General features: G+C 71.1%; 23 protein-coding genes. 14 read left to right on the forward strand and 9 right to left on the reverse strand.

Features of this window, described 5'->3' with window-relative positions; genetic code table 11:
• Window positions 1-8: 8 nt before the first annotated feature.
• A complete protein-coding gene (locus PV396_RS06100; RefSeq protein WP_319201183.1) occupies window positions 9-869 on the reverse strand; it encodes a VOC family protein in 861 nt (286 codons plus the stop codon).
• Between the two features lie 81 nt (window positions 870-950).
• Between PV396_RS06100 and PV396_RS06105 the strand changes: the two genes are divergently transcribed.
• The 11 genes from PV396_RS06105 (at window position 951) to PV396_RS06155 (ending at window position 11,900) form a co-directional block, all read left to right on the forward strand.
• Window positions 951-1,532, forward strand: a complete 582-nt coding sequence (locus PV396_RS06105) for a carboxymuconolactone decarboxylase family protein (RefSeq protein ID WP_319201184.1) — start codon at window positions 951-953, stop codon at window positions 1,530-1,532.
• The gene (locus PV396_RS06110; protein ID WP_319201186.1) at window positions 1,529-2,419 is read left to right on the forward strand and encodes a fumarylacetoacetate hydrolase family protein; all 891 of its coding nucleotides are present in this window, start codon (window positions 1,529-1,531) and stop codon (window positions 2,417-2,419) included. The genes PV396_RS06105 and PV396_RS06110 overlap by 4 nt, the downstream gene beginning before the upstream one ends.
• Window positions 2,400-2,942 carry a MarR family winged helix-turn-helix transcriptional regulator gene (locus tag PV396_RS06115; protein WP_319201188.1) on the forward strand — a complete coding sequence of 181 codons (543 nt, stop codon included), beginning with the start codon at window positions 2,400-2,402 and terminating at the stop codon, window positions 2,940-2,942. The genes PV396_RS06110 and PV396_RS06115 overlap by 20 nt, the downstream gene beginning before the upstream one ends.
• Window positions 2,943-3,022: 80 nt before the next feature.
• Window positions 3,023-3,553: a cupin domain-containing protein gene (locus PV396_RS06120; protein ID WP_319201190.1), complete on the forward strand. Its 531-nt coding sequence runs from the start codon at window positions 3,023-3,025 to the stop codon at window positions 3,551-3,553.
• The gene (locus PV396_RS06125; protein WP_319201192.1) at window positions 3,550-4,749 is read left to right on the forward strand and encodes a cytochrome P450; all 1,200 of its coding nucleotides are present in this window, start codon (window positions 3,550-3,552) and stop codon (window positions 4,747-4,749) included. The genes PV396_RS06120 and PV396_RS06125 overlap by 4 nt, the downstream gene beginning before the upstream one ends.
• Before the next feature lie 23 nt (window positions 4,750-4,772).
• A complete protein-coding gene (locus tag PV396_RS06130; RefSeq protein WP_319201194.1) occupies window positions 4,773-5,096 on the forward strand; it encodes a 2Fe-2S iron-sulfur cluster-binding protein in 324 nt (107 codons plus the stop codon).
• Window positions 5,093-6,346: an NAD(P)/FAD-dependent oxidoreductase gene (locus PV396_RS06135; RefSeq protein WP_319201196.1), complete on the forward strand. Its 1,254-nt coding sequence runs from the start codon at window positions 5,093-5,095 to the stop codon at window positions 6,344-6,346. Before PV396_RS06130 ends, PV396_RS06135 begins: the two co-directional genes overlap by 4 nt.
• The gene (locus PV396_RS06140) at window positions 6,343-7,794 is read left to right on the forward strand and encodes a class I adenylate-forming enzyme family protein (RefSeq protein ID WP_319201198.1); all 1,452 of its coding nucleotides are present in this window, start codon (window positions 6,343-6,345) and stop codon (window positions 7,792-7,794) included. The genes PV396_RS06135 and PV396_RS06140 overlap by 4 nt, the downstream gene beginning before the upstream one ends.
• An 81-nt stretch (window positions 7,795-7,875) precedes the next feature.
• Complete coding sequence (locus PV396_RS06145; RefSeq protein WP_319201200.1) at window positions 7,876-8,994, forward strand: alcohol dehydrogenase catalytic domain-containing protein; 1,119 nt, start codon at window positions 7,876-7,878, stop codon at window positions 8,992-8,994.
• Between the two features lie 90 nt (window positions 8,995-9,084).
• Entirely contained in the window at window positions 9,085-10,275 is a 1,191-nt protein-coding gene (locus tag PV396_RS06150) for an acyl-CoA dehydrogenase family protein (RefSeq protein WP_319201202.1), read from the forward strand.
• Window positions 10,272-11,900, forward strand: coding sequence for a bifunctional 3-(3-hydroxy-phenyl)propionate/3-hydroxycinnamic acid hydroxylase (locus tag PV396_RS06155; protein ID WP_319201204.1), 1,629 nt, complete (start codon window positions 10,272-10,274; stop codon window positions 11,898-11,900). The genes PV396_RS06150 and PV396_RS06155 overlap by 4 nt, the downstream gene beginning before the upstream one ends.
• 81 nt (window positions 11,901-11,981) lie before the next feature.
• On the opposite strand, the gene PV396_RS06160 is transcribed toward PV396_RS06155, so the two are convergent.
• Both PV396_RS06160 and PV396_RS06165 read right to left on the reverse strand, forming a co-directional pair.
• Window positions 11,982-13,469: an APC family permease gene (locus PV396_RS06160; protein ID WP_319201206.1), complete on the reverse strand. Its 1,488-nt coding sequence runs from the start codon at window positions 13,467-13,469 to the stop codon at window positions 11,982-11,984.
• 82 nt (window positions 13,470-13,551) lie between these two features.
• Window positions 13,552-15,207, reverse strand: a complete 1,656-nt coding sequence (locus PV396_RS06165) for an amidohydrolase (protein WP_319201208.1) — start codon at window positions 15,205-15,207, stop codon at window positions 13,552-13,554.
• A gap of 161 nt (window positions 15,208-15,368) precedes the next feature.
• Here PV396_RS06165 and PV396_RS06170 point away from each other — a divergent pair, with 161 nt between their 5' ends.
• Entirely contained in the window at window positions 15,369-15,980 is a 612-nt protein-coding gene (locus PV396_RS06170) for a TetR/AcrR family transcriptional regulator (RefSeq protein WP_319201211.1), read from the forward strand.
• A gap of 54 nt (window positions 15,981-16,034) precedes the next feature.
• On the opposite strand, the gene PV396_RS06175 is transcribed toward PV396_RS06170, so the two are convergent.
• Both PV396_RS06175 and PV396_RS06180 read right to left on the reverse strand, forming a co-directional pair.
• The gene (locus tag PV396_RS06175; RefSeq protein ID WP_319201213.1) at window positions 16,035-16,493 is read right to left on the reverse strand and encodes a peptidase inhibitor family I36 protein; all 459 of its coding nucleotides are present in this window, start codon (window positions 16,491-16,493) and stop codon (window positions 16,035-16,037) included.
• Between the two features lie 81 nt (window positions 16,494-16,574).
• On the reverse strand, window positions 16,575-17,465 hold the full coding sequence (locus tag PV396_RS06180) for a hypothetical protein (RefSeq protein WP_319201215.1): 891 nt from the start codon (window positions 17,463-17,465) through the stop codon (window positions 16,575-16,577).
• 419 nt (window positions 17,466-17,884) lie between these two features.
• Here PV396_RS06180 and PV396_RS06185 point away from each other — a divergent pair, with 419 nt between their 5' ends.
• On the forward strand, window positions 17,885-19,021 hold the full coding sequence (locus tag PV396_RS06185; RefSeq protein ID WP_319201217.1) for a C40 family peptidase: 1,137 nt from the start codon (window positions 17,885-17,887) through the stop codon (window positions 19,019-19,021).
• 321 nt (window positions 19,022-19,342) lie between these two features.
• Here PV396_RS06185 and PV396_RS06190 read toward each other — a convergent pair whose 3' ends face one another.
• The 4 genes from PV396_RS06190 to modA all read right to left on the reverse strand — a co-directional run bounded on the left by PV396_RS06190 (window position 19,343) and on the right by modA (window position 22,670).
• Window positions 19,343-19,762, reverse strand: a complete 420-nt coding sequence (locus tag PV396_RS06190; protein WP_319201219.1) for a TOBE domain-containing protein — start codon at window positions 19,760-19,762, stop codon at window positions 19,343-19,345.
• Between the two features lie 90 nt (window positions 19,763-19,852).
• On the reverse strand, window positions 19,853-20,950 hold the full coding sequence (locus tag PV396_RS06195; RefSeq protein WP_416071344.1) for an ABC transporter ATP-binding protein: 1,098 nt from the start codon (window positions 20,948-20,950) through the stop codon (window positions 19,853-19,855).
• A complete protein-coding gene (modB, locus tag PV396_RS06200) occupies window positions 20,947-21,849 on the reverse strand; it encodes a molybdate ABC transporter permease subunit (protein WP_319201223.1) in 903 nt (300 codons plus the stop codon). Before modB ends, PV396_RS06195 begins: the two co-directional genes overlap by 4 nt.
• Window positions 21,846-22,670 (reverse strand): molybdate ABC transporter substrate-binding protein, encoded by an 825-nt coding sequence (modA, locus tag PV396_RS06205; RefSeq protein WP_319201225.1) that lies wholly within the window; start codon window positions 22,668-22,670, stop codon window positions 21,846-21,848. The genes modB and modA overlap by 4 nt, the downstream gene beginning before the upstream one ends.
• Before the next feature lie 304 nt (window positions 22,671-22,974).
• Here modA and PV396_RS06210 point away from each other — a divergent pair, with 304 nt between their 5' ends.
• Window positions 22,975-25,029 carry a phosphocholine-specific phospholipase C gene (locus tag PV396_RS06210; protein WP_319201227.1) on the forward strand — a complete coding sequence of 685 codons (2,055 nt, stop codon included), beginning with the start codon at window positions 22,975-22,977 and terminating at the stop codon, window positions 25,027-25,029.
• The last annotated feature ends 33 nt before the right edge of the window (window positions 25,030-25,062 follow it).

Genomic DNA, 25,062 nt, shown 5'->3' on the forward strand with positions numbered 1-25,062 from the left:
GCGTCGCGTTACGGGACCGGGTGGTGGCCCCAGACGTCGGCCGTGTACGTACGGCTCACCCAGGTGGCCTCGTCGACCTGGACGCCGTCCGCGCCGATCTCGATGCCGAACCCGGCGGGCGAGGTCATGTAGAAGGAGAACATCCCGTCGTTGGCGTGCTTGCCGAGCGTGGCCATGAGCTCGACGTCGTGCTCGCGCGTGCGGTCCAGGGCCCGGCCGACCTCCTCCGGTGTGGTCACCTCGCACAGGATGTGATGGGTGCCCTCGTTCCGGTACGAACGGACGAAGGCGACGCTGTGGTGGCGGGGATTGCAGCCCAGGAAGTAGAACGTGCCCCAGGGGTAGTCGGCGGTGTCGCTGAGGCGGAAGCCGAGGACGTCGCGGTAGAAGTCCACCGCCTCCTGGACGTGCGGTGTCTTCATCACCACGTGTCCGAGCCCCTGGTCGCCGGTCACGAAGTCGACGCCGAGCGGTGAGACGAACTGGCTCGGAGCCAGTCGGCGCCCGCAGAACAGCTCGGTGCGGATCGCCGCCGGGCCGGTGAAGTGCACCATCCGGGTGACCTGGCGCTCCCGGCACTCCTCCTCGGTGCCCGCCGTCACATCGACGTCGGCCTCCTTCAGCCGCACGGTCAACTCGTCGATGGCGGCCGCGTCGCGGACCTCCCAGCCGATGACGGTGACACCGCCCACCGGGGCTTTTGTCAGCCACATACGGAACGGATGCTGGTCCATCCGCAGTCGGTGGCGTACGGGGTCGCCGGGCTCGCCGTTCTCGACGGCGAGCCCGATCACGTTCCGGGCGTACTCCGCCCATGCTGTCGGATCGGGCGTGCCGATCCCCACATACCCAAGGCTCTGGATCGTCATGATGAAGACCGTATTTGTTAGACCCTTGACGGTCAAGGTCCTGACGAATAAGTTGCCGTCATCGAGCCGAGGAGGACTCCGATGTCGGAGAAGCCCCGCCTGCTCCCCGTCGACGAGGCGGATCTGCAGGAGAAGACACTGGCGTCGCTGGCGCCCTACCGCGATCAGGACGGCCGGATCTACACGATCTGGGCGACCCTGGCCCACCACGAGGACGCGCTGCGCCGCTTCCTCGTCTTCGGCAACCACGTGCTGGGCAAGAACACCCTGCCGCTGAGGTCGCGGGAGCTGATGATCCTACGGATCGCCGCCCGGGCCCAGGCGGCCTACGAGTGGGACCAGCACGTACGGATCGCCCGCCGCGCGGGCCTCGCCGACGAGACGATCCTCGCCGCCGCCACCGGCGCCCGGGACGGCCTCGACGAGCTGGACCGGGTCCTGCTGGACGCCACCGACTCGCTCGTCGACCACCAGGGTGTCGACGACGGGCTGTGGGACCGGCTGATCGCCCACCTGAGCACCGAACAGGTCATCGACGTCCTCTACACCGTCGGCCAGTACCTGACCGTCGCCACCGTCATCAACACCCTCGGCGTACGGGTGGAGGGCGAGCCCGCCCTGCCCCTGCCCGGCCCCGCCGACCTGAAGGAAGTGCCCGCATGAAGCTCGCCAACCTCGCCGGCCGTCCCGTCGTCGTACGCGGGGACCGCGCCCTCGACATCGCCACCGCGAGCAAGGGTGCGATCGAGGCGCGACTGGAGGTGCTCAGCGACCTCTCCCTCCACGACGAGCTGCACGCCCTCGCCGAACGCGCCGCGGAGACGGACTGGAAGGAGTTCGCTCCGCGTGAGCTGGGCCGGGTCGCCAAGCCGTACAAGGCGATCGGGGTGGCCCTCAACTACCGTGCGCACGCCGAGGAGTCGGGCCTCCCGGTCCCGGACGAGCCGTCGGTGTTCGCCAAGTTCGCCTCGTCGGTGGTCGGCCCGTACGACGCGATCGTGGTGGAGCCGCAGTACGACAAGGTCGACTTCGAGGCCGAACTGGTCGTCGTGATGGGCCGGACCGGCAAGAACATCCCGGAGGCGGAGGCCTGGTCGTACGTGGCCGGGGTGACCGCGGGCCAGGACATCAGCGACCGCAAGGAGCAGTGGCGCAAGCCGATCAATCAGTTCACGCTGCCCAAGTCGTACGACACCTTCAGCCCGATCGGCCCCTTCCTGGTGACCGTCGACGAGTTCGAGGACCCGGACGACATCGAGGTGGCCGGCTGGGTCGACGACCTGGAGGTGCAGCGGGGCCGCACCTCGGACCTGATCTTCCCGGTGCCCGAACTGATCGCCTGGCTGTCGAAGCGGGTGACGTTCGAACCGGGCGACCTGATCTTCACCGGGACCCCGGCCGGCTGCGGTGTCCGCCGCACTCCTCGGCTGTACCTGACCGAGGGCAAGGTGGTGCGGACCGAGGTCACGGGCGTGGGCACTATGGTCAATCCGGTCGTGGCGGGCCAGGCACAGGGAAGGGCGGGAGATCGTGACCGAGACCGTGGGTGAGACGGGGGCCGCCGGCGAGAGCCGGACCCGGGAGTTCTCGGAGCTGCTGCGCCACCACCATCGTGAGCTGGGCACGACCGATCCCCGGGACCTCGACGCGATCGAGATGGTCACCGATCTCACCCGCCTCGAGGCCCGGCTCACCAAGGACTTCGAGAAGCACGTCCACCGGCCGCTCGGCCTGACCTGGGCGGGCTTCCGGATCCTGAACGCCCTGTGGGTCTACGGCCCGCTCGGCCAGCAGGACATCGGCCGGTTCTCCGGGTCCAGCAGGGCCAGCATCTCCAGCGCGCTGGCGACTCTGGAGACCCGGGGCCTGGTCAGCCGGGAGCGGGTCGCGTCCGACCGCCGCCAGCTGTTCGTGGAGCTCACCGAAGAGGGCCGCGAGACGCTGCGCAAGGCGATCGAGACCCAGACGAAGCGCGAGCGGGCGTGGACCGCCGTACTGCGCGACGACCAGCTCAGTGAACTGGTCCACCTGCTGCGCACGCTGGTCAATCAGGAGACTCCGACCGCGGAGTGACAGGGCTCCGGCGCCGAAAATCGTCAGGCCTTTTACCGTCAAGCATCTAACAATTGCTTGGTTTCTCAAGGGAGAGAATCATGGTCCGTCGTGTCGTCACCGGTGTCGATCCCAGTGGCAAGCCCGTGATCGCGAGCGACGGAGAGCCGCCCGTCACCCGCCAGTACGTCCACACCCCCGGCTTCGCCCGCTCCCTGGTGTGGAACACGGCCGCTCCCGCCACCCCGTCGGACGATCCGACACCGTCTCTGAAGTCCTACATACCGGCGCCCGGCGAGACCATCGCCCTGACCGTCACCTTCCCTCCCGCCAGTGTCTACGCCGACCCGTCCTGGGACCCGGTGGCCGCGGGCTCCGAGCAGTTGGAGGGGACGCCGGGCCTGGCCGAGCTGTTCGAGATCGACAACCCGGGTATGCACACCACACCCACCGTGGACTACGGCGTCGTCCTCAGCGGCGAGATCGTCCTCGACCTCGACGGCGGTGAGACCGCGGTGCTGAAGCCCGGAGACCTGGTCGTGCAGAACGGCACCCGGCACGCCTGGCGCAACCTCGGCACCGAGCCCGCCACCCTCTTCTTCGTCCTGATCGGCGCGGGCGGAACACCATGAGCGCCCCGGCGGCGCCGGCGCCCGGCGCACCCGTCGTCGAACTCGACCTCGCCGAGCTGCGCGACGACCCCTACCCGGCCTACGCGGAGCTGCGCCGTACCGCGCCGCTGGCCTGGGTCCCCTCGGTGGGCCGCCATCTGCTGACCCGCTACGAGGACATCGTCCGAGCCGAGAAACTGCCCGAGGTCTTCAGCTCCCGCGAGGAGGGCTCGCTGCTGCTGCGCACCGTCGGGCCCAACCTGCTCCGTGAGGACGATCCGGTGCACCGGCGGCTGCGCGCCGCCGCCGAGCCGCCCACCCGCCCCCGCCAGGTCCGCGACCTGTGGGCGGCCTCCTTCGAGCGCACCGCGCACCAACTGCTCGACCGGCTCGAGGACCGCGGCGAGGCCGATCTGATCGCCGACTTCGCCGAACCGCTCGCCGCCGCCAACCTGGCCCTGGTCCTGGGCCTGCGCACCGCGAGCGCCCACGACATCGCCGACTGGTCACGGGCGATGATGGCCGCCAACGGCAACTACGCCGACGAGCCCGACATCTGGCTGCGCGCCGAGCGGGCGACCCGGGCCATCGAGGACGCGGTGGCCGAGGCGGTCGACGCCGTCACGGACACTCCCGACGGCTCGGTGATCTCCTCCATGGTCCACGCCGCCGACCCGGTGTCGCCGACCGAGATCCAGAACAACGTCAAGGTCGTCATCGGTGGGGGCGTCAACGAGCCGCGTGACGTCTTCGGCGTCGGGGCCTGGGCGCTGCTGCGACGACCCGAAGTGCTGGAGCGGGTGCTCAAGGACCCAGCGGTCTGGAAGCGGGTCTTCGAGGAGACGGCGCGGTGGATCTCGCCGATCGGCATGTATCCGCGTCAGCTCGCCCAGGACCATGAGATCGCCGGTGTGACCCTGCCGGCCGGCAGTCGCGTGGCCCTCGTCATCGCCTCCGGCAACCGGGACGAATCGGTCTTCGAGCGGGCCGACGAGTTCGACCCGGACCGGCCGCACCGTCCGCACCTCGCCTTCGGCGGCGGACCGCACTTCTGCATGGGCGCGTGGGTCGCGCGCCACGAGGTCAGCGCCATCGCCTGGCCCCTCGTCTTCAGCCGCCTCAAGGGCCTCCGCCTCGCCGAGAACACCCCGGACCGTCTGGACGGCTGGGTGTTCCGCGGGCTCACCTCGCTGAACGTCACCTGGCAAACCCCCTGAGCCGTCCCCATCGGGAGGACCTCATGCCCACTGTCATCTTCCAGTTGCCCGACAGGACCGAACACAAGGTCACCGCGGAGTCCGGGACCGTGCTCATGCAGGCGGCGGTCGCCAACGGCGTTCAGGGCATCGTCGCCGAATGCGGCGGCAACGCCTCCTGCGCCACCTGTCACGTCTACGTCGCCACCGCCCAGTCCGAACTCGTCGGCCCGCCGAACGAGGTCGAGGACGAGATGCTGGACTTCACCGCCGCCGAACGCCGGCCCACCAGCAGGCTCAGCTGCCAGATCCAGCTCACCGACACGCTCGACGGACTGGTCGTCGTCGTGCCGGAGGCGCAGGTATGACGAGCACAGCGGCGGGTGTGGTGATCGTCGGCGGCGGACAGGCCGGTTTCACCGTCGCCTCGACACTGCGCGTCTCCGGTTACGACGCCCCGGTCACCGTTCTCGCGGCCGAGCCCCATCCGCCGTACCAGCGGCCGCCGTTGTCGAAGAAGGCCCACACCGACCCTCATGACCTCCGGGTCGAGCTGGTGCCCGAGTCCTTCTATCGCGACCGTGACATCGACCTGCGGCTCGGGGACGAGACGATCGCCCTCGACCTCGCCGCCCACACCGCCCTCACCAGGACCGGCACGACCGTCTTCTACGACCATCTGGTGCTGGCGACGGGCGCACGCAACCGCCCGCTGCCCGTCCCCGGCGCCGAACTGCCCGGCGTGCACGCCCTGCGCTCCCTCGACGAGGCGCTCGCGATCGGCCGGGCGCTGACGACGGCCCGTGACGTCGTGGTCGTCGGCGGCGGCTTCATCGGACTCGAACTGGCCCGGGTCGCCCATGCCCGCGGTGCCCGCGTGACCGTGGTGGAACTGGCCGACCGGCTGCTCGGCCGAGCCGTGTCGGCCGAACTCGAACCGTGGCTGCGGCAACGGCACGAACGCGCCGGCGTCCGGATCCTCACCGGCACGGCCGTCCGGGCCCTGGAGGGCGCGGGACGGGTCGAGCAGGTCGTCACCGACCACGAAGTCCTGCCCGCCGACCTCGTCGTGTACGGCATCGGCGCGGTACCCCGCGACGAACTCGCCGGGCGGGCCGGACTGGCCGTCCGTGACGGGGTGCTGGTCGACGAGCGACTGCGCTCGGTGACCGACCCCCGCGTCTTTGCCGTCGGCGACTGCGCCCGGTGTCCGCATCCACAGGCGGACGGCCCGGTGCGGCTCGAGTCGGTGCAGAACGCCGTCGACCAGGGCGCGCTGGTCGCGCGCCGCATCGCCGGATCCGCCGATACCGCCGGCCCGTACCGGAACCTGCCGTGGTTCTGGAGCGACCAGGGGGACGTCAAGCTGCAGATCGCCGGGCTGCGTTCGAACGGTGACGAGGTGCGAGTGGTGCCCCGCGACACGGCCGAGCGGCTGGCCGCGTACGCCTTCCGCGACGACCTGCTGGTGGCCGTGGAGACGCTGAACTGGCCCGCCGAGCACCTGGCCGCCCGCCGGATGCTGGAGCGGGGGACGCCGGTCTCGGCCGCCGACCTCGCGGAGACCACCCTCGGCGCCCTCGCCCGCGCCGGACGTACCGCGGAGGTGCGGAGATGACCGGCACATTCGGCGACCACCTGGTCAGCGGCGCCGCCGACGCCGGTTCCCGGACCGCACTGGTCTTCGAGGACCGGATCTGGACCTACGCCGAACTCGACCTCGCCGTACGGCGCGTGATCGCCCGGCTCGACAAGTCCGGGGTGCGCAGGGGTGACCGGGTGGTGATGCAGGGGGCCGCGCGGCCCGAGGCGCTGATCACGCTGTTCGCGGTGACGCGGATGGGCGCGGTGCTCGTGCCGCTGCACCCGCAGGTGACCGGCGGTGAACTCGGGGTGGTGTGCGAGGAGACCGGACCGGCGGCGGTGGTCGCCGACGAGGGCTTCCCGGCAGGCCCCGGACTGCGCCTCACCTGGGAGGAGCTGCACCCCGAGGACGACGGACCCGAGGCCGTCCCCCACGATCTCCCGGCCGGGTCCGACATCGCCGTCATCGCGTTCACCTCCGGCACCTCGGGCCGCCCCAAGGGAGTCGCGCTGACCCACGACAACCTGCGCTGGAGCATGGCCGGCGGCCTGGCCCGGATGCCCTTCGGGGAGAACGAGACCGCGCTGATCTCCACCCCGCTGGCGCATGTCGCCGTACTGGGCGGACTTCCGCAGTGCGTCTGGGCACGGCGCGGCACGGTGATCCTGGCCCCCCGCTTCGAGCCCGGCCTGTTCATCGACCTGGTCCGCGACCACCGGGTCACGTGCGCGTTCGCCGTACCGGCCATGTCCGCCCTGCTCGCCCGTCATCCCCGTTTCCACGGCGGCGACCTGGACACCCTGCGCTGGATCCTGTCCGGAGGCTCACCGGCGCAGACCGCCACCCGCGAGCAGTTCCGGGCCCGCGGGATCGGTGTGGTCGACTCCTACGGCCTCACGGAGACCGCGGCCGGGGTGACGTACTCCGCGCCGGACGACCCGGCCGGTTCCACCGGATCGCCCGTCCCACGGGCCGAGGTGACGGTCGTGGACGCGGCCGGATCGCCCGCCCCGGTGGGCGTGCCCGGCGAGATCTGGGTGCGGGGTCCGTCCGTGGCCGCCGAGTACCGGACCGCCGCCGGGCCGGTGCCCGTGACCGACGGCGAGGGCTGGTTCCGCACGGGCGACCGGGGACGGTTCGACACGGACGGCCGGCTGGAGGTCGTCGGCCGGCTGAAGGACACCATCATCACCGGCGGCGAGAACGTCGACCCCGCCGAGGTGGAGAACGCGCTCGCCGACCTCCCCGGCGTCGTCGAGGTCGCCGTCTCCGGGGCGCCCGACCCGGTCTGGGGCGAACTGGTGACGGCCTTCCTGGTCACCGACTCGGGCACACCCACCCTGGACGACCTGCGCGCCCACCTCGACGGCCGGCTCGCCCGGCACAAGTGGCCCCGGCGGCTGTGCGTCGTACCGGCCCTGCCGCGCGGGGCCACCGGAAAGCTGCAGCGCGCGCGGCTGACGACGCTGCTGGACGACTGACCCACCCTTCACAACCCCGAGAAAAATCCCCGAGACCGTGCCGTCGGCGCCGTCTCTCCCTCCCGTACCCGAGGAGACGCCATGAGTGCGACCATGCGAGCCGCGCGGATGCACAAGGTCGGCGAGCCGATGAGGATCGAGGAACTGCCCGTTCCCGAACCCGGCCCCGGCGATGTCCGCGTGGCCGTGCACGCCGTCAACATCGTTCCGAACCTCGCCAACATCCTGAACATGTGGACCACCTGGTTCCCGGACAGCCCCCTGCCGACCCTGCCGGCGATCTTCGGTCTCGACCCGGCGGGAGTGGTGGAGTCCGTCGGCGCGGGTGTCCAGGCGTTCAAGCCGGGCGACCGGGTGTACGTCAATCCGGGCCGCTCCTGCGGCTCGTGCCGGTCGTGCCGTGACAACGACTCGATCAACTGCGCCAGTTACGCGTTCGCCGGATACTTCGGCTTCTCGCCGACGGCGATCGACCTGCTGGACCGCTACCAGGGCGGCCTGGCCGAGTACATGGTGGCTCCGGCGTACTCCCTGGTGAAGCTGCCGGACACGCTGTCCTTCGAGGCGGCCGCCCGCTTCGGCTACCTCGGCACCATGTACTCCGCGCTCCGCAAAGCCGGTGCCGGACCGGGCAGAACCGTCCTGGTCAACGGCATCAGCGGCACCCTCGGCATCGGCGCGGCCCTCCTCGCGCCCGCCCTGGGCCTGACCCACGTCTACGGCACCGGACGGGACAAGGGCCTGCTCGACCAGGTCGGCAAGCTCGCCGACGGACGCCTGCGTCTCCACTCGCTGGAGGACGGCCCGCTGGACGACTGGATCCGGGCCGAGACCGACGGCCACGGCGCCGACATCTACATCGACGCGCTCGGCCCCGGCGCACCGCACGAGACGTTCCTGGCCGGCATGCGGGCGCTGGCACGTGGCGGCATCGCGGTGAACATCGGCGCGGTCGCCGGGGATCTGCCCGTCGACGTCCACCGGATGATGGACCAGCAGTTGCGGCTGGTCGGCTCGGCCTGGTTCACCGCGGGCGAGGGCCAGGTCATGGCCGACCTGGCCGGGGCGGGTCTGCTCGACCTCGGTCCGCTGGAGCACCAGGTCTTCCCGCTGGAACGGGTCAACGAGGCCATCGGTGGCATAGCGCGACGCAACGGCGGCTTCAGCAACTTCGTCATCAGCCCGACGCTCTCCGTGTGACCGACCGAGCCGGAGGCCGCCGGTTCCTCCCCTGACTGGCGGCCTCCTCTTCTCCCGACCTTCCTTCCTGCCTGCCTCTGGAGACACCCGATGCACGCTCAGCATTCGCCCCGCCAGGCCGATCCCCTCGACCTCCTGGAACTCGACACCCTGCTTACCCCCGACGAGCGCGCCGTCCGTGACACGGTCCGCACCTTCTGCGACCGGCGTCTGGAGCCGCACATCGCCGAGTGGTTCGAGCAGGGCGCCATCGACGACATCCGCGGCCTGACGAAGGAACTCGGCGAACTCGGCCTGCTGGGCATGCACTTGGACGGATACGGTTGCGCCGGGATGAGCGCGGTCGACTACGGCCTGGCCTGTCTGGAACTGGAGGCCACCGACTCCGGGCTGCGCTCCCTGGTCTCGGTCCAGGGCTCGCTGGTCATGTTCGCGATCCATGCCTTCGGCTCGGAGGAGCAGAAGGACGAGTGGCTGCCGAGGCTGGCCGCCGGCACCGCCATCGGCTGCTTCGGCCTCACCGAGCCGGACTCCGGCTCCGACCCGGGCAGCATGCGCACCGCCGCCCGCCGGGACGGCGACGACTGGGTCCTCGACGGGCGCAAGATGTGGATCACCAACGGCTCGGTCGCGGACGTGGCGGTCGTCTGGGCCCGCACCGACGACGGCGTACGCGGCTTCGTCGTCCCCACCGGCACCCCCGGCTTCTCGGCCCCCGCCATCAAGCACAAGATGTCGCTGCGGGCTTCCGTCACCAGTGAGCTGGTCCTGGACGCCGTACGGCTCCCCGGCTCTGCCGTGCTGCCGGAGGTACGCGGCTTGCGCGGTCCCCTGTCCTGCCTCAACGAGGCTCGCTACGGCATCGCGTGGGGCGCGATGGGCGCCGCCCGGTCGGCTTTCCGGGCCGCGCTGGCCTACGCCGGTGACCGTGTCCAGTTCGGCCGCCCGATCAGCTCCTTCCAGCTGACGCAGGCCAAACTCACCGACATGTCCCTGGAGTTGGCGAAGGGCACACTGCTCGCCCTCCACCTGGGCCGCGCCAAGGACGACCGGGGGCTGCGCCCCGAGCAGGTCAGCTACGGCAAGCTCAACAACACCCGGGCCGCGCTGGAGATCTGCCGCACCGCGCGGACCGTGCTGGGCGCCAACGGCATCTCGCTGGAGTACCCGGTGATGAGGCACGCCAACAACCTGGAGTCGATCCTCACCTACGAGGGCACCGTCGAGATGCACACGCTGATGATCGGCCAGGCGCTGACCGGACAGGCGGCCTTCCGGTGACCGACGCGTTCGACGCCGATGTGGTGGTCGTGGGCCTCGGACCGGTGGGCGCCACCGCCGCCAACCTCGCCCACGACCTGGGGCTTCGCGTCGTCGCCGTCGACCGGGCGACGCGGATCGAGCCCCGACCTCGTGCCATCGGCTTCGACCAGGAGGCCATGCGGGTCTTCGCCGGGCTCGGTCTGGCCGACACCATCGCGCCGCACGTGATGCCCTACCGGCCCTCCGAGTACCACAACGCCGACGGACGGGTCATCCGACGCATCGGCACCGCACCACCGCCCCACCCGCTCGGCTGGGCGCCCAACTACGTCTTCCTCCAGCCGAGGTTGGAAAGCGCCCTGCGACAACGCCTGGAGGAGTGCGCGGGAGTCGAGACGCTCCTCGGCACCGAGGCGACGGACGTACGGCTCGAGGACGGCGGCGTCCGCGTCGCGACGACCGATCTCTCGGGGAGACACCGGACCCTGCGGGCACGGTACGTCCTGGCCTGCGACGGAGGCGCCAGTCCCCTGCGGACCGGGCTCGGCCTGGGCATGCGCGACCTGGAATTCGACGAACCCTGGCTGGTGGTGGACGTCCTGCTGCGCTCCGGCGCCGGCCAGGACCTTCCCCGGACCAACGTCCAGTACTGCGAGACCGCGCGGCCCAGCACGTTCGTCGTGGGCCCCGGCAACCTGCGCCGCTGGGAGTTCATGATCAACCCGGGCGAGGACCCGGAGGAGGTGTCCCGGGAGGAGTTCGTCCGGGGGCTGCTCTCCCGCTGGCTCGACCCGGGGGACTACGAGCTGTGGCGTGCGTCCAGCTACCGGTTCCACGCGCTGGTCCTGCGGCAGTGGCGCGCCGGGCGGGTGTTCTTCCTGGGCGACGCCGCCCACATGACCCCGCCGTTCCTCGCGCAGGGCATGTGCCAGGGCATCCGCGACGCCTCCAACCTGGTGTGGAAGCTGGCGCTCCAGCTGCGGGGCGTCGCCGAGGAGCCGCTGCTGGACACCTATCAGCGGGAACGGGAACCGCATGTGCGGCAGGTGACGCTGGCCGCCAAGGAGCTGGGCAGGATCATCTGCGAACGGGACGATGACGTCGCCGCGCAACGCGACGCCGAACTGCTCGGCGAGCTGGCGGCACGGCCCGAGGGAATCGTCCGGCAGTCCCTCATCCCAGGCCTGACGGCGGGATTCCTCGCTCCCGTGGGCTCCCCGGCGAGGGGCGACCTGCTGCCGCAGCCCACGGTCACGGACGTCCGAGGACAGGAGGGGCTGCTCGACACGTTCACCGGCGGCACCTTCCGGCTGGTGGTCCGGCACGACGTGGACGCCTCGACGGCCGAGCGGGCACTCTGTGCCCATCGGGCGGCCGGCGGATTTCCGCTGCGGCTGGTCCGCATGACCACGGGCGGCACGCCGACGCGGCCGGACGAGTACCTGGAGACAGGGCCGCTCCTCGACGACTGGATGCGACAGCGGTCGTGCGCGGCCCTCCTCGCCCGCCCGGACCACTACGTCTTCGGCGGCGCCCGGAGCGCGGAAGACATCGAGAGCCTGCTGCACAGTGCGGACCGGCAGTTGCGTCCCTGGGCCCACCACCTGGGCGAGCCTCCCGCGCGGCAACGAGGGGTGGCGTGACGGACGTCCGGTGACCGCTCGGGCGGGGCGGTCCCGTGTGCCGGGCCTCGGACCGGCACACGGGACCCCGCTGCGCGTGCGTCAGGTGGCGTCGACGTCGGTGGTGGCCAGCTTGGCGTAGACGTCGGGCCGGTTGCGGCGGATGTGGGCGGCGAGGGCGACGCCGGCCAGGAACACCGCCGGGGTGAGTGCGACCAGCGACCAGTTGACGGCCGGGCCGGCGCCGGTGAACAGGTCCAGGCGCTTGCAGACCAGCACGGTGACCGCGGTGAGGAGGACGCCGGCCGCGGCGGGTGCGAGGAGGGTACGCAGAGGTCCCTCACCGTGCTCGGTGGAGTTGCGGCGGAAGAAGGCGACCACCGCGAAGGCCGCCAGGGCCTGCAGGACGAGGATGCCGACCACACCGGGGGTGTTCACCCACAGGAAGAACTTGGTGTAGGGGTCGACGCCGATCACGGCGAAGACGGCGACGACCACGACCGCCAGGACGCTCTGGGCGATGCCGGCCACCCACGGCGAGCCGTGCCTGGGGTGCACGCGGCCCAGCGCCGAGGGGGCGACCTTCTCGACGGACAGGGCGTAGACGTACCGGGTGATGGCGTTGTGGAAGGCGAGCAGGGCGGCGAGCACGCTGGTGACGATCAGGACGCGCTGGACGTCGGTCGCCCAGCCGCCGACGTACTGGGTCATGGCGGTGAAGAACATCTCCGCCGGGTTCTTCGCGGCGACGCCGACGGCCTGGTCGCTGCCGAACGCCTGCACGATGATCCAGGAGATGAAGGCGTAGAAGAGACCGAGGAAGCCGATCGCGAGGTAGGTGGCGCGGGGCACGGTGCGGTCGGGGTGACGGGCCTCCTCGCGGTAGATGGCGGTGGCCTCGAAGCCGATGAACGCGGCGACGGCGAGACCGAGGGGTCCGCTCATCCCGGAGACGAAGACGTTCGTGGGGGCGAAGGAGTCGAAGGTCAGCCCGCTCGCGCCGCCCTTGACCAGGACCGCGCCGGCGAGCAGCACCAGGATGGCGGTTTCCGCGATCAGCAGGGCGGCCAGGACCTTGGCACCGAGGTTGACGGACCTGAAGCCCAGGAACCAGACGACGGCGATCCCGGCGAACGCGTACACCGGCCAGGGCAGGTCGACGCCGAGGAGATCGTTCGCCGTGGTGGAGGCGAAGAAGCCGAAGGCGCCGAACATGCCGATCTGGAGCGAGTTGTACGAGAACACCGCGAGGAACGCCGCCCCCAGCCCCGCCGGACGTCCGAGACCTCGCGCGATGTACGAGTAGAAGGCACCGGCGTTGCGGATGTACGGCGTCATCGCCGTGAACCCGACCGCGAAGAGGACCAGCACCACGCCGACGGCGAGATAGGCGACCGGGGCGCCGATGCCGCCGAAGAGGATGGCGAGGGGAGCCACGCCGGCCATCACTGTGAGCGGGGCGGCCGCGGCGACGACGAAGAAGACGATGTCCGCGACGCCGAGGCTGCCGCGCTGGAGGTGCGGGCTCTGGTCCGTCCCCCCGGCCGGTGGTGGCTGATGGGGAGCGGTGGGAACGAGGGGCTCGGTCATGGAGGTCTCCGCGTGGTGTGGGTGAGCGTGGAGCGAGCGATGCGGCAGGGAGACGTGGACCGGTAGTGACGAAGACGTGGGTCTATCGTCTCCCGGCCCGCGTGCCGTGGGGAGTGGGGGCGTCGTGGGTACGTCGGCCGGCGAGCCAGGTGCCCAGGACAGGGAGGTGCGCGAGGTCCCCGGGGGCGGTCCCGGCCGGATCGGCGGCGAGATGCACCAGGTCGGCGCGCATTCCGGGACGCAACGCGCCCCATTCCTTCTCCTCGAACGCCTGGTGGGCGCATCCCGCGGAGTAGGCGGCGAGAGCGGTGTCGATGTCTATCCGCTCCTCGGGGAGCCAGCCGCCCTCGGGAATTCCCTCGGGTGTCTGGCGGGTGACCGCGGTGGCGATGCCCCGCAGTGGTTCATGGGCGGTGACCGGCCAGTCGCTGCCGAACGAGAGCCGGGCGCCGGAGTCGAGCAGGGCGGCGATCTGGTACTGCCGCCCGCCTCGTTCCGGGCCGATCCTCGGGAGCGTCAGCTCGGTCATCAGGGGGTCCGGCTGGGCCCACAGCGGCTGGAGGTTGGCGATCACGCCGAGGGCGGCGAACCGGGCCAGGTCGGCGGGGTCGATCAGCTGGGCGTGGGCGATGACCGGACGGCGGTCGCGGGCGCCGTTGGCGCGGGTGGCGGCCTCGATCGCGTCCAGGGCGACCCGGACTCCGCCGTCGCCGATGGCGTGGAGGTGCGCGCGGAACCCGAGCGCGTCGACGGCGGTGACGGCCTCGGCCAGCTCCTGGGGCGCCCAGTTCGCGATGCCGTGCGAGTGCGGGCAGTCGGTGTAGGGCTCGAGGAGGGCGGCGGTGCCGGCCTCGATGACACCGTCGGCGAAGAACTTCACCGTCCGGGCGGTCAGCAGCCCGGGAGCGGAGCTCTCCACCTTCTCCCGGTCCGCCGCGAACCGCAGGACGCGCTCGCGCCAGCCGTCGGGTTGCAGGACGAAGGCGAGATCGGCGCGCAGGGGAAGCCCCGGCCCGGTGGTCGCGGCGGTGACCCAGACGTCGGCGTGGTGCGGTTCGACCCAGGCGTCCTGTACCCAGGTGACGCCGGCCGCGGCGAACCGGGCGGCGGCTTCGCGCAGCGCCGCCACCTGGGCCTCGTGGGAGGCCGTGGGAACGAGGGCGAGTACGGGACCGAGTGCTCCGAACTCGCGCAGGGTGCCCAGCGGCTCGGCGGATCCTTCCCGGCGCAGGATCTCCCCGCCCGCCGGGTCCGGGGTCGTGGCGGTGTAACCGGCCCGGCGCAGGGCCTCGCTGTTCACCCAGGCGGTGTGGTGGTCCATGGTGCGCAGGACAACGGGACGGTCGGGCACGGCGGCGTCCAGCCACCGGGCGTCGAACCGGCCGTCGGGGGCGAGCCACGGGTCGAAGCCGTCACCGGTGATCCATTCCGTCTCCGGGTGTGCGGCGGCCCAGCCCCGTACGACGTCGACGATCTCCTCGACGCTTCCACGGTCCCGGACCGGCACCCCGGCCAGACCCAGTCCGCCCATCACGGGGTGTACATGTCCGTCGCCGAACGCCGGCAGCAGGGCCCCGCCGGCCAGGTCGACGACGGTGGTACGCGGTCCCCGGGCGGCCGTCGCCTGTGCGCCGAGGCCGGTGATCCGGCCGCCGGTGACGGCGAGGGCGTCGTGGACGGGGGCGTCCGGGGCCCCGGTCCGGACGGTCCCTCCGGTGAAGACGATGTCGGCGTGCATGGCGTGTGGCGGTGCCTTTCCTTCGGCCGATCACCTAACTGAAAGGTGTTCGGTTTCCGGTAATGTAGGCGCCGTCCGGGCGACTGGGAAGAGTTTTACTGAATGCCATTCGGTAACGTCTGGGTTACGGCAAACGAAGACAATTTCTCCGAGGAGCCACCGTGGGACGGCCGCGCACACCCCTGCTGGACCGCCGGCGCATCGGTGCCGCTGCGCTGCGCCTGGCCGACGAGAAGGGCGCCTTCTCCATCCCGGCTCTGGCCAAAGCCCTGGGTGTCGCCCCGTCCGCGCTCTACCACCACGTCGCCGGCCGCGACGAGATCATCTCGCTGATGCGCGAGGAACTCGCCCTGACGACCGGAGACGACCAGGACTGGTCACAGCCCTGGGAGAAGGCTCTGGAGGGCTGGGCCCGCTCCTATCTCGCCGCCTTCGCCGCCCACCCCGGGGCGGTACCCCTGCTCGCCACCGCTCCGCTGGCCGAGCCGTTCATGCACGCGATGTACGAGAAGGTCGCGGAGCTGCTCCTGGGCGCGGGTTTCGCCACGCACGAGGTCATGCCACTGATCACCGCGCTGGAGAGCTTCGTTCTCGGCTCCGCCCTCGACCTGGTGGCGCCGCCCGTGATGGTCTCCGACGTCGCCCGCGACACGACTCCGCACCTCGGCGCCGTACTCGACGCGACCCCCGCCGACCGCAGCCGCGCCACCCTGGCCTTCGACCTCGGGCTGCGCGCCCTGCTCACCGGGTTCCGCGACCTGCTGCGCCAATGACGAGCGCCTCGGTGCGCCCGGGGGGTGGGCGGACCGAGGCGTGCTCGTCGGACCTCAGTGCTGGCTGCAGAAGTTGACCCAGCGGTGCGAGGAGATGTTGTTGTTGACGCTCGCCCCGAATCCCTCCAGGCCCTCGCCGTAGGTGAAGTGGTAGCGGTTGGTGGTGGTGTCCCTCCAGCGGTCGCCCTGGGAGATGCACGCGTGCGCGCCACCGCCGCCCGGAGCGGTGTACAGGTCGACCGCGTCGTTGCCGCCCTCGTAGCCGTTGTTCCAGATGTCGGAGGTCAGGTTGCGGCAGAGGCCCCAGTTGTCGGAGTTGCCCTCCCACTTGCACTCCCGGCCGCCGCCGTTCGGCTGGGTGAAGACGTGGAGGAAGCCGTCCGCGGAGACGAGTTGGGCGGACCGCGTCCCCTGGGATCCGGCGTCCAGCGCGTTGGCGCCGGCGAGCGGGGAGAAGAGGGTGGCGACGGCGGCGGCCGAGGCCGCGAGGGTGATGAGACGCTTGATGGACATGGCTATCCTCGGTTTCGTTTTGAGCGGGATGGTGCGACCACGGCTCGGGGCCGTGGAGGTCTGTGGGGGAGCGGGCCGCGCTCAGTCGCCGCGTGCGACGATCGCGCGGGCCCGGGGCAGCGCCTCGTGCTTGAGGCGTGCGAGATCGGCCGACTCCCTGGGGTGGCGGCGCCGCAACTCGTCGCGGTACTCGGTGTCCAGGGCCTTCGCCACGGACGACAGGCCGCTGGAGAGGGCGCAGCGCGCCTCCGCAGAGGCGAGCCGGACCTCCTTGGCACGCGGCCAGGGAGTTGACGGCTGGGTGGCGGCGGCACGGGTCTGCCCGGGGCCGGTGTAGGTGTACCCCTGGCCGCGCATGCAGCGCGCCCACGGTTCGACGGCCGCCTTGTAGCGCTTGTCGTTCATCACCAGGCCGATGCGCGTGTCGGCCAGGCTGTCGGCGACCCGGGTGGCCCGGAACCAGGCCTGGAGGTCGGAGTACAACTGCCGTTGGGCGGTGGACTGGCAGCCCTGGTCGCTGTGGGTGATCTCCATGCCGTTGGGCAGCCGGACCGAAAGCCCTTCCGGCCGCGCCCCGTTGATGGCGACCACCAGGACGGCCCTGGTCTTCGCCGGCTTGGAACGGAAGTACCGCTGGTTGGGGTTGCTCCGGGCCCTGGCGTCGTCGGCGAGCCGCAGGTCCGTGCCGTAGCCGTGGGCCTTCGCCCATGCCAAGTCGTCGACGACGTAGGGGAACCGGGTCGAGAGGTTCTCGGGATCGGGAGGCTCGACCCAGTACTCGTGTCCCTGCTTCTCCATGCACTCCTTGATGAGGAGCTGTTCGGCGAGTTGCAGCGTCTCGCGCGGCGTGCCCTCGACCCTGCGCGGGCCGGCGTCGGCCGCAGCGGGGGCCGACGCGGTGTCGCCCGCACAGCCGGTCGCCGTCGTGGCCAGCAGACCCGCGGTCAGCAGGGCCAAGGTCCAGCGGTGCATGGGTGCCTCCCGGGGCTCTCTCGAACGAACGTGTTGCTTTCGAGCCGTTGACGCGTCGTGGAGCGCGTCCGTATGCCCTCGGACCGGAGAATCTTTCGCTGTCCCCGGCGGTCATACGACGACGTCGTGAGAGCCGTCGTTCCTGCCGTGACCGGATCACCGACGAGTGACATGCAGAGTTCGTCGGTCCTCATGCAGGCGATTTGCAGAGCATTTGCAGCGAGGTCCGCGACGCTCTCCACGTGACACAGGCCGACCGAGGGGGACCACCGTGAACACCGCGGGCTGTCCCGGCCCGTCGTCGGATTCCCGCTCCAGACCCGTGCCGCTCCCCCCACGGGGGTGGGGAGCGGCACGTCTGTCCACCACCGCCGTCTCCGGTCCGTCCGGTGACGTCACCCACCAGAAGGAAGAGTTACTTGAAGATCAGCGATACGCGTCGCCGGACCAGCGCCGCGTTCCTGGGGGCCTCGGTCCTCGCCCTGTCCGCGTTCCTCTCCGCTCCGGCCCACGCGGCGCCGGCCGCCACCTGCGGTGTCCTCGCTCAGGGTGCCTCCGCCACCGCGCAGGCCGCCGTGAACGCCGCCTGTTCGCAGATCGGCGTCTGGTACAGCTGGGGCGGCGGGCACGGAGCCACGCCGGGCGCCAGTTACGGCTTCTACGACGGCTCGGACCCCGACAGCCTCCACGACGGCGAGCGCAAGGGCTTCGACTGCTCCGGCCTGGTGCGCTACGCGTACGCGCAGGCCACCGGCAAGGACCTGCTCAACGGCACGGCCGACGACCAGTTCCACAGCTCACAGGCCTCGGCCCGCTTCTCCGCCGCGCAGGGCAGCGCCCCCCTGCTGCCGGGCGATCTGATGTTCTGGGGCAAGGGGCACGTCCATCACGTCGCCATCTACCTGGGCGGCGGGCAGATGGTCGAGGCGTTCGAATCGGGCACCCACATCCGGGTCGCGCCCGTGCGTACCGGCGGCGACTACGCGGGCGCGATCCGGATCAACGGGTCGGGCACCCCCATCCCACCGCCCGCGAACGGCGGTACGACCTTCGAGACGTGGGGCACGGGAGTACGGACCCACCGCACGCCGAGTGTGAACGGTGCGGTGGTGGACACCTTCGCCGGACCGACCCAGGTGTCCGTCCAGTGCCAGCAGCACGCGGAGAGCGTCACCGCCGAGGGCTACACCAACGACATCTGGTCCAAGCTGGCCGACGGTTCCTGGTTGACGAACATCTACATCAAGGGCCCGGCGTCGCTGCCCGGCATTCCGGACTGCGGCGGCAGCAGCACCCCGCCGCCGGCGAACGGCAGCAAGCCGTTCCAGACCTGGGGGACCGGGGTCCGTACGCACAGTGAGCCGAACGTCAACGCCGGTGTGGTCGACTACTTCGCGCAGCCGACCACGGTCAACGTGGTCTGCCAGGCGCACGCCCAGGAAGTGACGGCCGACGGCTACACCAATGACGCCTGGTCCAAGCTGACGAACGGTTCCTGGATGACGAACATCTACATCAAGGGAGAGGCCTGGCTCCCCGGCGTACCGACCTGCTGACACCGGGGCATGCCGTCGCGGGCTGCCGGAGGGGCTGGCTCCGGCGGTCTCGGGCGACGGTGGGCGACAACGACCGCCCGGAGCCACCGAGCCACCGAGCCACCGAGCCGGCGATGGCGGTGCCGACGGGAGTCGTGCCCGACCGGCCGAACGACGAGTCGCGGAGCGCCCGATGACCGGACCTCCGTCGTGCCGCGTCGGCCACGGGGTGCACCACAGCCTGCCTGCGGCAGCGGCAGCGGTGAGAGGTCTGCGCCGGAAACTCCTGGGGGCGCGGGCCGCGGTCGCCGAGCGGCCCATTCATCCTCGGCGACCGGACACTCACCCCGTCGCGAGGGAGATCTCGGTCGACTTGATCAGGGCGACGACCGGCGAACCGGCCGTCAGGCCCAGGTCGTTCACGGCGTCCGTGGTGATCGCGGCCGTGAGTGAGCCGCCCGCGACGGTGACCTTGACGGACGCCATGGCGACGCCCGTGGTGAGGTCGGCGACCGTACCGGGGAGCTGATTGCGGATGGAGACGCCCTCGACCGCGGCCGTGGCGAGGGAGACCTCCGTCGACTTGACCAGGGCGCGCACGGCCGTGCCCGCGGTCAGGCCGAGATCCCTGACGGAGTCCCGGGTGATCGCGGCGGTGATCTCCTGGCCACCGTCGAGGCGGACCTTGACGGTGGCCATGACCTCTCCGGTGGTGACGGCGATGACGGTGCCGGGGATCTGGTTGCGGATGCTCAGACTCATGGCGGTACGCCTCACAGGGGAGAAGGTGCGGAATATGTGCTTTTGGGCGGTGTGAGGCTCACGCTAACCGGGCCGGGGGTCGGGTCCCGGTCAGGCCGGGTACGCGTGGGTCTGTGTCGCCTTGACGGTCGCCCAGACCTCGGCACCCGGACGCAGATCGAGTTCGGCCGCGGCGATGGTGGTGAGGTCGGCGGCGAGGGGGAGTTCGCCGGTGAGGTTCGCACGGATCTGGTCGCCGTGGGTCTCCAGGCCGGCCACCTCGCAGCGCCACAGGTTACGGGCGCTGGACCCGGTCGGCCGGTGGCGGTACAGGGTCACGGCGCCGGGCGGGAAGGCGACGAAGACCGGGCCGGTGAGCTCCTCGGTGGTGGTGATCGCCGGCCCGGTGTCCAGTGTGACGGTGTGGCCCTGCGCCTGGCCCGGGTAGAGGTTGAGGCCGACGAGTCGGGCGATGTAGTCGGTGCGCGGCCGGCGCGCGATGTCCTGCGGCGGCCCCTCCTGTACGACCCGGCCGTGTTCGACGACCACCAGCCGGTCCGCGAGCACCATCGCGTCCAGCGGATCGTGCGTGACCAGGACCGCCACGGCCTCGAAGTCGGCCAGGTGGTGCCGGAGTTGGGCGCGGACTTCGAGGCGCGTTCGGGCGTCCAGCGCGGCCAGCGGTTCGTCGAGGAGCAGCAGTCGGGGCCGGGTCGCCAGGGCGCGGGCGAGGGCGACGCGCTGGGCCTGGCCGCCGGAGAGCCTGCGCGGCTTGGCGCCGGCCTGGTCGGTGAGCCCCATCCGCTCCAGCCACTCGGCGGCCGTCGCTCGGGCCTCCGCCTTGCTCGCCCCCCGGCAGCGCGGACCGAAGGCGACGTTGTCGAGGGCGGTGAGATGGGGAAAGAGCAGGTAGTCCTGGAAGACGACGCCGACCGGCCGGGACTCGGGCGGCGTACGCTCCAACTCCACCCCGTCCAGCCGTAGATGGCCGTCGTCGAGCGGGGTGAGCCCCGCCAGGGCGCGCAGCGCGGTGGTCTTGCCGGCGCCGTTGGGCCCGAGCAGCGCCACGACATCGCCGGGCGCAGCGGTCAGCTTGACGTCGAGCCGGAAGGAGCCCCGGTCGACGACGACGTGGGCATCGAGCCCCCCGTCGGACGCGTTGTCCGAACCGGGGGCGAGGCGGGACTTCGTTTCGTCCATGAAGGTCATGACGGGGTCATCCAACGGTCGCGCAGCCCGGCCAGGACCGCGATCGAGACGGCGAGCAGGACCAGGCTCAGGGCGATGGCGGCGGCCGGGTCGCTCTGCAGGGCCAGATAGACCGCCAGCGGCATCGTCTGCGTACGGCCCGGAAAGTTGCCCGCGAAGGTGATCGTCGCCCCGAACTCGCCCAGCGCCCGCGCCCAGGCCAGGACCGCGCCGGCCGCGACCCCGGGGGCGATGAGCGGCAGGGTGACCCGGCGGAACGCGGTGAAGCGGGAGGCGCCCAGCGTCGTGGCGGCCTCCTCGTAGCGCGGATCGGCGGCCCGGAGTGTGCCCTCGACACTGATGACCAGGAACGGCATCGCGACGAACGCCTCCGCGACCACCACGCCCGCCGTGGTGAACGGCAGCGTGATTCCGAACCACGAGTCCAGCCACTGCCCGACGACCCCGTTGCGCCCGAGGGCGAGCAGCAGCGCCACACCCCCGACGACCGGCGGCAGCACCAGCGGCAGCGTCACCAGCGCCCGTACGAGACCGCGGCCGCGGAACTCGGTGCGGGCCAGCAGCCAGGCGAGCGGGACGCCCAGCACCACACTCACCACCGTCGCCGCGGTGGCGCAGAACAGGGACAGTCGCAGAGCCTGCCACACCTCGGGGCTGGTCAGTTGGTCGGGCAGCGTGCGCCAGGGAGTCCGTACCAGCAACGCGATCAGCGGCAGGAGAAGGAACGCCAGACCCGCGAGCGCGGGAACAAGGAGCGGAACCGGCACGGCCGACCGACGGCCCCGGGCCCGGCCCTTGCCCGGGCCCCGGTCCCTGGACCCGCCTCGGACACGCCCGCGCCGCGGTCCGCCACCGGTCAGGGTGTCGGCCGCGGCGCGGGCGTCGTCGGGTCCGGTCACGGCTTGAGGAATCCCGCGCCGGTCAGAACCTGCTGGCCCGCGGCGGACCGGACCAGCTCGATGAAGGCCTTCGCGGTGTCCGCGTGCGGCGCGTCCTTGAGCAGGACGATCGGATAGTCGTTGACGGCCTGGGCCGACTCGGGGAACTCCACACCCTCCACTTTGTCACCTGCCGCGTTGACATCGGTCCTGTAGACGACGGAGGCGTCGGCCTCCTTCAGCTCGACCTTCGTCAAAGCGCTCTTGACGTCCTGCTCGTACGACACCGGCGTGAGCTTCAGGCCGCTTGCGTCGAGGGCCTTCTGGGCGGCGGCACCGCACGGCACCTCCTTGTCGCAGAGGACAACCTTCAAGCCGGACTTGGTGAGGTCCTTGAGAGAGGCGATCTTGTCGGGGTTGCCCGGCAGGGTGGCGATCTCCAGCTGGTTGCGGACGAAGGTGACCGGGGTCCCGTCGGCGTCCTTCGCGTCGGTGACGATCTTCATCGTCTTGGGGCTGGCGGAGGCGAACACATCGGCCGGGGCGCCGCCGGTGATGCTCGCGGCGAGGGAGTCGCTGCCGCCGAAGCTGAAGGTGACCTTCGTGCCGGGGTACTTCTTCTCGAACGTCTTGCCCAGCGTCGTGAAGCTCTCCTTGAGAGACGCGGCGGCGAACACGGTCACCGCGCCGGACAGCTTCGGCACGGAGGACCCCGACGCGGGGGAGCCCGGCTTCGCCGACGAGTCGTCGGAGGAGGAGCAGGCGCTCACCGCCAGCAGCGCGGCGACGCTCACGCCGGCCACCTGCAGGGTCCGGCGGGTCCGGCGAGCGGAACGGGTCATCACGGGGCTACTCCCTCTGCTTCTCACGGACAGGCACGCACCGATACTACTGCCGCAAATGCGAGGTGTAGGAATCCTGTGGCATCGCATGATCCAGGAACATTCAGAAATCACCTGGCATGTGCGGTCGGTAACGCGAAGGTCTCCCGTCGCCCTCCTCCTTGTTCGGTCGGTTCAAGCTCTGTTCAACACACCTTGCGTACTCCCGACTTTCACACCAGCGTCATCAGGCACTTCCCTGTCGTTTGGTGCTCTTGCAACACTCCAACCGCGCGTATTCCCCAGGACGAGAGGTCACCCCGTCATGTCCGAAGTCAATCGGCGCCGCTTCCTCCAACTCGCGGGCGCGACCACGGCGTTCACCGCTCTCTCCAGCAGCATCGAGCGCGCCGCCGCCCTCCCCGCGCACCACCGCACCGGGACGATCGAGGATGTCGAGCACATCGTCGTCCTGATGCAGGAGAACCGGTCCTTCGACCACTACTTCGGTTCGCTGCGCGGTGTCCGGGGCTTCGGGGACCCGCATCCGGTCAGCCAGGGGAACGGCAAGTCGGTGTGGCACCAGTCGGACGGCACCAAGGACGTGCTGCCCTTCCGGCCGGACGCCGACGACCTGGGGCTGGCCTTCATCCAGGACCTCCCGCACGGCTGGAGCGACGGCCACGTCGCCTTCAACAACGGCAAGTACGACAAGTGGATCCAGGCCAAGTCGTCGACGACCATGGCCTATCTCAACCGCCAGGACATCCCGTTCCACTACGCGCTGGCCGACTCCTTCACCATCTGCGACGCGTACCACTGCTCGTTCATCGGCTCCACCGACCCGAACCGGTACTACATGTGGACGGGCTACACGGGCAACGACGAGCTGGGCGGCGGCCCCGTCCTCGGCAACGACGAGGAGGGGTACGGCTGGACGACGTACCCGGAACGCCTCGAGAAGGCGGGCGTGTCCTGGAAGATCTACCAGGACGTCGGCGACGGGCTCGACGCGGCCGGCTCCTGGGGCTGGATCCAGGACGCCTACCGGGGCAACTACGGCGACAACTCGCTCCTCTACTTCAACCAGTACCGCGACGCCAAGCCCGGCGACCCCCTCTACGACAAGGCCCGCACCGGCACCGACGCCCGCAAGGGCGAGGGCTTCTTCGACCAGCTCAAGGCGGACGTGGCAGGGGGCAAGCTGCCGCAGGTCTCCTGGATCGTCGCCCCCGAGGCATTCACCGAGCACCCCAACTGGCCCGCGAACTACGGCGCCTGGTACATCTCCCAGGTCCTGGACGCGCTCACCTCCGACCCCGAGGTGTGGGCGAAGACGGCCCTGTTCATCACGTACGACGAGAACGACGGGTTCTTCGACCACCTCGTGCCGCCGTTCCCGCCGCAGTCGGCCGCGCAGGGCAAGTCGACCGTCGACGTCGGCCCGGACCTCTTCAAGGGCGACAGCAGCCACGCGGCCGGCACCTACGGTCTCGGGCAGCGGGTGCCGATGCTGGTCGTCTCGCCCTGGAGCAAGGGCGGGTTCGTCTGCTCGGAGACACTCGACCACACCTCGATCATCCGGTTCATGGAGAGCCGGTTCGGCGTGCACGAGCCCAACATCTCGCCCTGGCGGCGCGCGGTCTGCGGCGATCTGACGGCCGCCTTCGACTTCTCCCGCAAGGACACCAGGCCGGTCGCCCTCCCCGACACCGACGGCTACGCGCCGCCGGACAGGGACCGCCACCCCGACTACGTCCCGGTCCCGCCCGCCCACCCGGTCCTGCCCCGGCAGGAGCGCGGCCTGCGTCCGGCCCGCCCGCTCAAGTACGCGCCCCACGTGGACGGTTCGGCCGACCTCGCGGCCGGGAAGTTCACGCTCTCCTTCGCCTCCGGCGCCCACGCCGGCGCCGCGTTCCTGGTCACCTCCGGCAACCGCACCGACGGCCCGTGGGCGTACACCACCGAAGCCGGCAAGAACGTCTCCGACACCTGGAACTCGGCGTACTCGAAGGACGCCCACGACCTGACGGTGCACGGCCCGAACGGCTTCCTGCGCGTCTTCAAGGGGCGCGGCAAGGGCGCCGCCGGACCCGAGGTGACCGCACGCCACACCGGCGACGACCTCGAGCTGACCCTCACCAACAAGAGCTCCAAGACTGTGGAGTTGAAGCTGAGCAGCGGGTACGGGGGACACCCGCGCACGATCTCGGTACGGGCCGGCGCGACCGTGCGGCACCGGGTGGACCTGGGGGCGAGCAGGCGGTGGTACGACCTGACCGTCACCTCGGTGTCGGACGCGTCCTTCCTGCGCCGGTTCGCCGGGCACGTGGAGAACGGCCGGGCGGGTGTGAGCGATCCGGCGATCGTGACCTGCTGAGAGTCCGCACACGGGGGGGCGGGTGGAGCCGGG

Origin of the sequence: Streptomyces sp. ME02-8801-2C (assembly GCF_033793965.1) — a bacterium.
GTDB lineage: Bacteria > Actinomycetota > Actinomycetes > Streptomycetales > Streptomycetaceae > Streptomyces.

Bases quoted from the DNA above. Each gene is read 5' to 3' on its own strand.
- PV396_RS06100 (WP_319201183.1), bottom strand. From the start codon at position 869: ATGACGATCCAGAGCCTTGGGTATGTGGGGATCGGCACGCCCGATCCG.
- PV396_RS06105 (WP_319201184.1), top strand. From the start codon at position 951: ATGTCGGAGAAGCCCCGCCTGCTCCCCGTCGACGAGGCGGATCTGCAG.
- PV396_RS06110 (WP_319201186.1), top strand. From the start codon at position 1,529: ATGAAGCTCGCCAACCTCGCCGGCCGTCCCGTCGTCGTACGCGGGGAC.
- PV396_RS06120 (WP_319201190.1), top strand. From the start codon at position 3,023: ATGGTCCGTCGTGTCGTCACCGGTGTCGATCCCAGTGGCAAGCCCGTG.
- PV396_RS06125 (WP_319201192.1), top strand. From the start codon at position 3,550: ATGAGCGCCCCGGCGGCGCCGGCGCCCGGCGCACCCGTCGTCGAACTC.
- PV396_RS06130 (WP_319201194.1), top strand. From the start codon at position 4,773: ATGCCCACTGTCATCTTCCAGTTGCCCGACAGGACCGAACACAAGGTC.
- PV396_RS06135 (WP_319201196.1), top strand. From the start codon at position 5,093: ATGACGAGCACAGCGGCGGGTGTGGTGATCGTCGGCGGCGGACAGGCC.
- PV396_RS06140 (WP_319201198.1), top strand. From the start codon at position 6,343: ATGACCGGCACATTCGGCGACCACCTGGTCAGCGGCGCCGCCGACGCC.
- PV396_RS06145 (WP_319201200.1), top strand. From the start codon at position 7,876: ATGAGTGCGACCATGCGAGCCGCGCGGATGCACAAGGTCGGCGAGCCG.
- PV396_RS06150 (WP_319201202.1), top strand. From the start codon at position 9,085: ATGCACGCTCAGCATTCGCCCCGCCAGGCCGATCCCCTCGACCTCCTG.
- PV396_RS06160 (WP_319201206.1), bottom strand. From the start codon at position 13,469: ATGACCGAGCCCCTCGTTCCCACCGCTCCCCATCAGCCACCACCGGCC.
- PV396_RS06165 (WP_319201208.1), bottom strand. From the start codon at position 15,207: ATGCACGCCGACATCGTCTTCACCGGAGGGACCGTCCGGACCGGGGCC.
- PV396_RS06175 (WP_319201213.1), bottom strand. From the start codon at position 16,493: ATGTCCATCAAGCGTCTCATCACCCTCGCGGCCTCGGCCGCCGCCGTC.
- PV396_RS06180 (WP_319201215.1), bottom strand. From the start codon at position 17,465: ATGCACCGCTGGACCTTGGCCCTGCTGACCGCGGGTCTGCTGGCCACG.
- PV396_RS06190 (WP_319201219.1), bottom strand. From the start codon at position 19,762: ATGAGTCTGAGCATCCGCAACCAGATCCCCGGCACCGTCATCGCCGTC.
- PV396_RS06195 (WP_416071344.1), bottom strand. From the start codon at position 20,950: ATGACCTTCATGGACGAAACGAAGTCCCGCCTCGCCCCCGGTTCGGAC.
- modA (WP_319201225.1), bottom strand. From the start codon at position 22,670: ATGACCCGTTCCGCTCGCCGGACCCGCCGGACCCTGCAGGTGGCCGGC.
- PV396_RS06210 (WP_319201227.1), top strand. From the start codon at position 22,975: ATGTCCGAAGTCAATCGGCGCCGCTTCCTCCAACTCGCGGGCGCGACC.